The 6,947-nt window shown below is 65.1% G+C and carries 8 protein-coding genes; 5 read left to right on the plus strand and 3 right to left on the minus strand.

Features of this window, described 5'->3' with window-relative positions:
• The first annotated feature begins 90 nt into the window (after nucleotides 1–90).
• Both AC5JDC_RS27265 and AC5JDC_RS27270 read left to right on the plus strand, forming a co-directional pair.
• Nucleotides 91–798 (plus strand): pyrimidine 5'-nucleotidase, encoded by a 708-nt coding sequence (locus AC5JDC_RS27265; protein WP_495846385.1) that lies wholly within the window; start codon nucleotides 91–93, stop codon nucleotides 796–798.
• Nucleotides 795–1,715: a DUF817 domain-containing protein gene (locus AC5JDC_RS27270; protein WP_495846387.1), complete on the plus strand. Its 921-nt coding sequence runs from the start codon at nucleotides 795–797 to the stop codon at nucleotides 1,713–1,715. The genes AC5JDC_RS27265 and AC5JDC_RS27270 overlap by 4 nt, the downstream gene beginning before the upstream one ends.
• On the opposite strand, the gene AC5JDC_RS27275 is transcribed toward AC5JDC_RS27270, so the two are convergent.
• Nucleotides 1,690–2,532 carry an LOG family protein gene (locus AC5JDC_RS27275; RefSeq protein ID WP_106772728.1) on the minus strand — a complete coding sequence of 281 codons (843 nt, stop codon included), beginning with the start codon at nucleotides 2,530–2,532 and terminating at the stop codon, nucleotides 1,690–1,692. The two genes, AC5JDC_RS27270 and AC5JDC_RS27275, sit on opposite strands and share 26 nt — an antisense overlap.
• A gap of 145 nt (nucleotides 2,533–2,677) precedes the next feature.
• On the opposite strand from AC5JDC_RS27275, the gene dapD reads away from it, so the two are divergent.
• The 3 genes from dapD (at nucleotide 2,678) to AC5JDC_RS27290 (ending at nucleotide 4,734) form a co-directional block, all read left to right on the plus strand.
• Nucleotides 2,678–3,532 carry a 2,3,4,5-tetrahydropyridine-2,6-dicarboxylate N-succinyltransferase gene (dapD, locus tag AC5JDC_RS27280; protein WP_495846389.1) on the plus strand — a complete coding sequence of 285 codons (855 nt, stop codon included), beginning with the start codon at nucleotides 2,678–2,680 and terminating at the stop codon, nucleotides 3,530–3,532.
• Between the two features lie 106 nt (nucleotides 3,533–3,638).
• Nucleotides 3,639–4,001, plus strand: a complete 363-nt coding sequence (locus tag AC5JDC_RS27285; RefSeq protein ID WP_165816069.1) for a DUF805 domain-containing protein — start codon at nucleotides 3,639–3,641, stop codon at nucleotides 3,999–4,001.
• 22 nt (nucleotides 4,002–4,023) lie between these two features.
• Nucleotides 4,024–4,734 carry a hypothetical protein gene (locus AC5JDC_RS27290; RefSeq protein WP_106772875.1) on the plus strand — a complete coding sequence of 237 codons (711 nt, stop codon included), beginning with the start codon at nucleotides 4,024–4,026 and terminating at the stop codon, nucleotides 4,732–4,734.
• Nucleotides 4,735–4,744: 10 nt separating this feature from the next.
• Here AC5JDC_RS27290 and AC5JDC_RS27295 read toward each other — a convergent pair whose 3' ends face one another.
• Nucleotides 4,745–5,881: an ABC transporter permease gene (locus AC5JDC_RS27295; protein ID WP_106772731.1), complete on the minus strand. Its 1,137-nt coding sequence runs from the start codon at nucleotides 5,879–5,881 to the stop codon at nucleotides 4,745–4,747.
• Complete coding sequence (locus AC5JDC_RS27300; RefSeq protein ID WP_495846392.1) at nucleotides 5,878–6,804, minus strand: ABC transporter ATP-binding protein; 927 nt, start codon at nucleotides 6,802–6,804, stop codon at nucleotides 5,878–5,880. Before AC5JDC_RS27300 ends, AC5JDC_RS27295 begins: the two co-directional genes overlap by 4 nt.
• Nucleotides 6,805–6,947 lie beyond the last annotated feature (143 nt).

Consider the following 6,947-nt stretch of genomic DNA (forward strand, 5'->3'; position numbering starts at 1 on the left):
CGCCAGGCGCGGACAGTCGGTTTCCGCGGGTCTTGCTGTGACAGACGGCGGAGAATCGGCAAGAAAGGCCGCGCCAGACGAAGGACGCCAATGATCGACCGCCCCGACGCCGCTCGCTTCGCCCATGTCAGGGACTGGGTGTTCGACCTCGACAACACGCTCTATCCGCACCACACCAACCTGTTCTCTCAGATCGACGTGAAGATGACCGCCTACGTCTCCGAGCTGCTCACGCTGCCGCGCGAGGAGGCGCGCACGCTGCAGAAGGAACTCTATCTAAAATACGGGACGACGCTGGCGGGCCTGATGCAGCGCCACAACATCGATTCCGACGACTTCCTGGAGAAGGTCCACGACATCGATTATTCGTGGCTCACGCCGGACCCGGCGCTCGGCAGCGCCATCCGGGCCTTGCCGGGCCGCAAATTCATCTTCACCAACGGCAACCGCGGCCATGCCGAGCGCACCGCCCGCCAACTCGGCATCCTCGACGACTTCGACGACATCTTCGACATCGTCGCCGCCGGCTTGACACCGAAGCCAGCGCCGGAAACCTACGACCGCTTCCTCACACTGCATCGGATCGCCGGGCCGGACGCGGTGATGTTCGAGGACCTGGCGCGCAACCTGGTCGTCCCGAAGGCGCTCGGCATGACGACGGTGCTGATCGTGCCGCGCAATTTCGAGCCGACCTTCTCCGAGATCTGGGAGCGCGACCCGGCGTTCGACGACGCTGTCGATTTCGTCACCGACGACCTGGCGGGCTTTCTGGGCGGGCTGGCCGGCAGCCGCGCATGAACCGCTTCACCTCGGTCGAGGCCCGGATCGACGGCGCCGCGCATGCCGTACTCGACCGGCTGCCGGGACGGGGACTGTCGGGCGCCCTGGTCGAGTTCGTGGTGTTCGGGCTGAAACAGGCGTGGGCCTGCCTGTTCGGCGGCCTGATGCTGGCGCTGATCCTAGCCACGAAATATCTGCCGCCGGACGCGATCGGGCTGGCGCGCTACGATTTCCTCTTCCTCGCGGCCTTGACCGTTCAGGTCGCCATGTTGGCGTTCAGGCTGGAGACGCCGTCCGAGGCCAAGGTCATTCTGATCTTTCACGTGGTCGGCACCGCGATGGAAATCTTCAAGACGTCGGCAGGGTCGTGGATCTATCCGGAGGAGAGCGTCTTTCGCATCGGCAGCGTGCCGCTGTTTTCCGGCTTCATGTATGCCGCCGTCGGCTCCTACATCGCCCGCATCTCGCGCATCTTCGACATGCGCTACGCATCCTATCCGCCACCATGGGCGACGGTCTGCCTGGCGGCGGCGATCTACGTGAACTTCTTCGCGCATCATTTCGTTGCCGACCTGCGCTACGTGCTGTTCGCCGTAACGGTGCTGCTCTTCCTGCGCACCACCGTCCATTATCGTGTCTTCCGCTTCCGCCACCGCATGCCGCTGCTCGTCGGCTTCCTGCTGGTGGCGCTGTTCATCTGGTTGGCTGAGAACATCGGCACATGGTCACGTGCATGGCTCTACCCTGGGCAGCGCGACGGCTGGGCGCCTGTGTCGATCCACAAGCTCGGCGCCTGGTATCTGCTGATGATCATTTCCTTCGTGCTGGTGACACTGGTTCATCGGCCCAAGGCGGTCGAGGCTGCCGAGCGGGATCAACGGGCGCCGGATGGCCTGCCCGCGGATGCCGTCACTGAAGATCGTAGAACCGGCTGATGATCTCCCAGGCGTCGTCGGCGGTGTCGACGAAATCGATGATGTCCTGGTCGCCCGGCGAGATCGTGCCCTGCTCGGCGAGGTAGTCGAGGTCCATCGCCCGGCTCCAGAACTCCTTGCCGAACAGGATGATCGGGACCCGCTCCATGCGGCCAGTCTGGATCAGCGTCAGCGTCTCGAAGAATTCGTCGAGCGTGCCGAAACCGCCGGGAAACACCGCCACCGCCTTGGCGCGCATGACGAAATGCATCTTGCGGATGGCGAAATAGTGGAAGTTGAAGCAGAGCTCGGGGGTGACATAGGGATTCGGCGCCTGCTCGTGCGGCAGCACGATGTTGAGCCCGATCGACGGCGCGCCGACGTCGTCGGCGCCGCGGTTGCCCGCCTCCATGACGCCCGGCCCGCCGCCGGTGACGACCACGAACTCGCGATAGTAGGAGAGCGCCGAATGCTGCGAGCACAGCCGCGCGAACTTGCGTGCCTCGTCGTAGTAGACGCTGTTCTTGAGCAGGTTTCTCTTCTGCGTCTCGTTCTTGGCGGCCCAGGCCTCGCCGCCCGGTTCCGGCAGGCGGGCGCCGCCGAACAGGATGACGGTCGAGCGGATGCCGCGCTCGGCCAACGTCATCTCGGGCTTGAGCAGTTCGAGCTGCAGGCGCACGGGCCTGAGCTCGCGCCGCGTCATGAAGTCCTCGTCGGTCCAAGCGAGCTTGTAGGTGGCCGCGCGCGTCTGCGGCGTATCGGGAACGCTCCTCACCCGCTCGAGGTCTTCGTCGGCATGCGACAAAGGTGTCCATCCCGTCTTTTCGTTCGGATTCATTGCGTTTCTGTCCGTTTCCTGCCGGCCCGCGCCATCGCATGGCGCAAGCGCGATTGACCCGATTCCTGTCGTGAAATAGGGTCCGCCCGCCCTTCCGACACAGTAGAAGCCTTCAACCTTAAGAGCGCGTATAGCGGAGCATGCGATGCCAAGACCAGACCTGACGAGCCTCGAAACGACGATCGAAGCCGCTTTCGAGGCCCGCGAGGGCATTTCCACCGCTACGCGCGGCGCGGTTCGCGAGGCGATCGAGACGGCGCTCGACCTGCTCGACCGCGGCGAGGTGCGGGTGGCGGAGCGGCAGGCGGACGGCGCCTGGACGGTCAATCAGTGGCTGAAGAAGGCGGTGCTGCTGTCGTTCCGGCTCAACCCGATGGAGATCATCGAGGGCGGTCCGGGCGGCTCGGCCTGGTGGGACAAGGTGCCGTCGAAATTCTCCGGCTGGAGCGCGCTCGACTTCGAGAAGGCCGGCTTCCGCGCCGTGCCGTCGGCGGTGGTGCGGCGCTCGGCCTATGTGGCGCCCGGCGCCATCCTGATGCCCTCTTTCGTGAATCTCGGCGCCTATGTCGATTCGGGCACGATGGTCGACACCTGGGCCTCGGTCGGCTCCTGCGCGCAGATCGGCAAGAACGTGCATCTCTCCGGCGGCGTCGGCATCGGCGGCGTGCTGGAGCCGATGCAGGCCGGCCCGACCATCATCGAGGACAACTGCTTCATCGGCGCCCGTTCCGAAGTGGTCGAGGGCTGCATCGTGCGCGAGGGCTCGGTGCTCGGCATGGGCGTGTTCATCGGCAAGTCGACCAAGATCGTCGACCGCACGACCGGCGAGATCAGCTATGGCGAGGTGCCGGCCAATTCGGTGGTGGTCGCCGGCTCGCTGCCCGGAAAGCCGCTCCCCAACGGCGAACCGGGGCCGAGCCTCTACTGCGCCGTGATCGTCAAGCGGGTGGACGCGCAGACGCGCTCCAAGACCTCGATCAACGATCTGCTCAGGGACTGACGCGAGGTCCTGCCCGCTCGACCGTGAGGCTGCAGGCCTCGCATCGCATTCGACCAATCCGTTCCCGGCGGACGCCGCCGGGACAAACCGCAAAGTTCCCGTACCCTTGTCAGAAACAGCGAAATTCATATGGCTGTGCTTCAGCTTCTCGGGTCGGCTTGGTCGGTACCCCTACGCGCTCGCCGGCATGCTGTGCTATCTGGCAAGAATGTTCCCGGTTTACAGGATCGTCATAGCGACGGACGAGGCAACGGTTGCCTATTGGAGCAGCATCTTCATGCTGACCGCTCTCGGCTCCTTCGTCGTGCTGGTGCCGCTGGCGGCAAAACGCCTTCATGACTTCGGCAAGCCGGCGGCGCTGGCGTTCCTGGCGATCTTCCTGGACGTCCTGATGTACCTGCCGCTCTGCTTCATTCCAGGCGACAAGGGGCCGAACCGCTACGGCCAGGCCGCCAACGAGCCGAAATAATCGCATGGGCGAGGACCGGGCCATATCCTACCGTTCGCTCGATCCCCGCCTGATCATCCAGACGACCGAACGGCTCGAGCAGCGCATCGCCGACCGTTTTCCCGATGCCGGCCTCCGCAGGGTGGCGCGGGATCTGGTCGCGCTGGCCGGCGATGTCAGTCGCGCGGCGGTCGAGCTGGAGAAGCCGATCCTGTGGTTGCGCATCCTCGTCGGCTCGGTCTTCACCGCGGGTGTCGGCGTCTTCCTGTTCGTAGGCACCATCCTGCCGCTCGAGCGCTTCGCCGGCGACACGGTGATGGAATCGGTGGAAGGCATCGAGGCGTCGCTCAACACCGTCATCCTCGCCGTGCTCGGCATCCTGGCGCTGGTGCATGCCGAGGACCGGATCAAACGCAAGCGGGTGTTCCGGCAACTGCACGAGCTGCGCTCGCTGATCCATGTCATCGACATGCACCAGCTCACCAAGGACCCGGCGGCGCTGTCGCCGCATTTCACGCCCGCCGCGCACTCGCCCGACCGGCCGATGAAGCGTGGCGACCTGCTGCGTTATCTCGACTACTGCTCGGAGATGCTGTCGATCACCGGCAAGCTCGCGGCCCTGTTCGCGCAGTCGGTCAACGACGAGGTGGTGATCGACGCGGTCAACGACATCGAAGATCTCGGCTCCAATTTGTCGCGCAAAATCTGGCAGAAGATCATGATGCTTGACGCGGAGCACAACGCGGCGAAATAAGAACGTCGGCTCAATCCAGCGTGCGGCGGAACCGCATCAGCGCCAGCCCGGCGAAGACGACGGCGAATACCGACAGCGCGGCGATCTCGGCTGCGATCTCGGCAAAGTCGGCGCCTTTCAGCATCACCGCACGGGTGACGCGCAGGAAATGCGTCAGCGGCAGGATCTCGCCGAGCGCCTGCGCCCAGCCGGGCATGCCGCGATAGGGGAACATGAAGCCGGAGAGCAGGATCGACGGCAGGAAGAAGAAGAAGGTGAGCTGCAGCGCCTGCATCTGCGTGCGCGCCACCGTCGAGATGGTGTAGCCGAGCAGCACCAGCGCCATGACGAAGACGAAGATGGCTCCGACCAGCAGCCAGAGCGAGCCGACGAACGGCACCGAGAACAGGAGCCTTGCCGCCGCAAGCACGACCGCGACCTGCACGCCGCCCACGACAAGATAAGGCAGCACCTTACCCAGCATGATCTCGGTGGGCGAGGCCGGCATGGCGAGCAGGTTTTCCATCGTGCCGCGCTCGGTCTCGCGGGTAAGCGCGATCGAAGTCATCATCACCAGCGTCATCTGCAGGATGACCCCGAGCAGACCGGGCACGATGTTGTATTGCGAGATGCCTTCGGGATTGTAGCGGCGGTGGACGACCACCTGTAGCTGACCGGCGGCGTTCTCGGCGGCGACAGCCTCCATGCCCTGCTCGCGCAGCAGCGCCTGGCTGGCGACCGTGCCGAGCGTGGCGATGGCGTTGCCGGCCGCCGACGGATCGGTGGCGTCGGCCTCGATCAGGATCCGCGGGTTGTCGCCGCGATCGACGCGCCGGCGGAAGTCGGACGGGATGGTGACGACGAAGGACACCTCGCCCCTGGCCATCAGCGATTCGGCCTCGGCCTCGCTGGCGGCGACGCGGACGAAGCGGTAGTAGCCGGTGGTCTCCAGCGCCGAGACCATGGCGCGGGTGTACTGGTCCTGGCTGGTGACGACAAGGGCGGCCGGCAGCGCCTTCGGGTCATTGTTGATGGCGTAGCCGAACAGCACCAATTGCACCAGCGGAACGCCGAGCATCATGGCGAAGGTGATGCGGTCGCGCCGCATCTGGATGAACTCCTTGATCAGAAGCGCGCCGAGCCGGCCGAAGGAGAACACCGCGTTCATTGCATGTTGTCCTTCGATCCCGCCATGAACTGGATGAAGACGTCCTCCAGGCTGGTCTCGCCAGGCCGCACCGTCACGCCGTCGCGCCGGGCGATATCGGCAAGCGACTTCTTCAAAAGCTTGGCGTCGGAGCCGACCACATGCAGCGTGGCACCGAAGGGCGCGATCTGCTCGACGCCCGGCCGCCCCTCCAGCTCGGCCGCGACCTCGTTCAGATGCTCGCCGTCGACGACGAACGTCGTGAGGCCGGCATTGGCGACGACCTCGTCGACCGCGCCGCTGGCCAGCATCCTGCCGTAGGAGATGTAGCTGATGCGATGGCAGCGCTCGGCCTCGTCCATGTAGTGGGTGGAGACCAGCACGGTGAGGCCGTCGCGGGCGAGCCGGTGGATTTCGTCCCAGAACTCGCGCCGCGCCTTCGGGTCGACGCCGGCGGTCGGCTCGTCGAGCAGGAGCAGCTTGGGCTTGTGCATGATGCAGGCGGCAAGCGCCAGCCGCTGCTTCCAGCCGCCCGACAGCGTGCCGGCGAGCTGGTCGCGCCGCGAGGTCAGTCCGAGCTCCTCCAGCGTGCGGCCCACATGCTCCTCGACCGGCTTCAGCCGGTAGAGCCGCGCCACGAATTCGAGGTTTTCGGCGATCGTCAGGTCTTCGTAGAAGGAGAATCGCTGGGTCATGTAGCCGACCTCGCGCTTGATCCGCAGCGCCTCGGTCCTCAGATCGTGGCCGAGCACGGAACCCTCGCCCTCGTCGGGCGTGAGCAGGCCGCAGATGATGCGGATGGTGGTTGTCTTGCCCGAGCCATTAGGGCCGAGGAAGCCGACGATCTCGCCGGTCGCGACATCCATCGAGACATGGTCGACAACGGTCTTGGTGCCGAAGCGCTTGACCAGGTTGCGGACGGAGATGGCGGGGGACGTGTTCACTGTTTCCGCCTCGGAGAGGAGCGAACAGCGAATAGGGAGTAGCGAATAGGGAACAATTTCATTGACTTGATCTCCAGGCGCGTAACCCTCGCTATTCGCTATTCGCTATTCGCTATTCGCTATTCGCTATTCGCTATTCGCTA

Source organism: Kumtagia sp. (assembly GCF_059502445.1).

Coding starts and splice junctions, on each gene's coding strand:
- AC5JDC_RS27265 (WP_495846385.1), top strand. CDS start 91: ATGATCGACCGCCCCGACGCCGCTCGCTTCGCCCATGTCAGGGACTGG.
- AC5JDC_RS27270 (WP_495846387.1), top strand. CDS start 795: ATGAACCGCTTCACCTCGGTCGAGGCCCGGATCGACGGCGCCGCGCAT.
- AC5JDC_RS27275 (WP_106772728.1), bottom strand. CDS start 2,532: ATGAATCCGAACGAAAAGACGGGATGGACACCTTTGTCGCATGCCGAC.
- dapD (WP_495846389.1), top strand. CDS start 2,678: ATGCCAAGACCAGACCTGACGAGCCTCGAAACGACGATCGAAGCCGCT.
- AC5JDC_RS27295 (WP_106772731.1), bottom strand. CDS start 5,881: ATGAACGCGGTGTTCTCCTTCGGCCGGCTCGGCGCGCTTCTGATCAAG.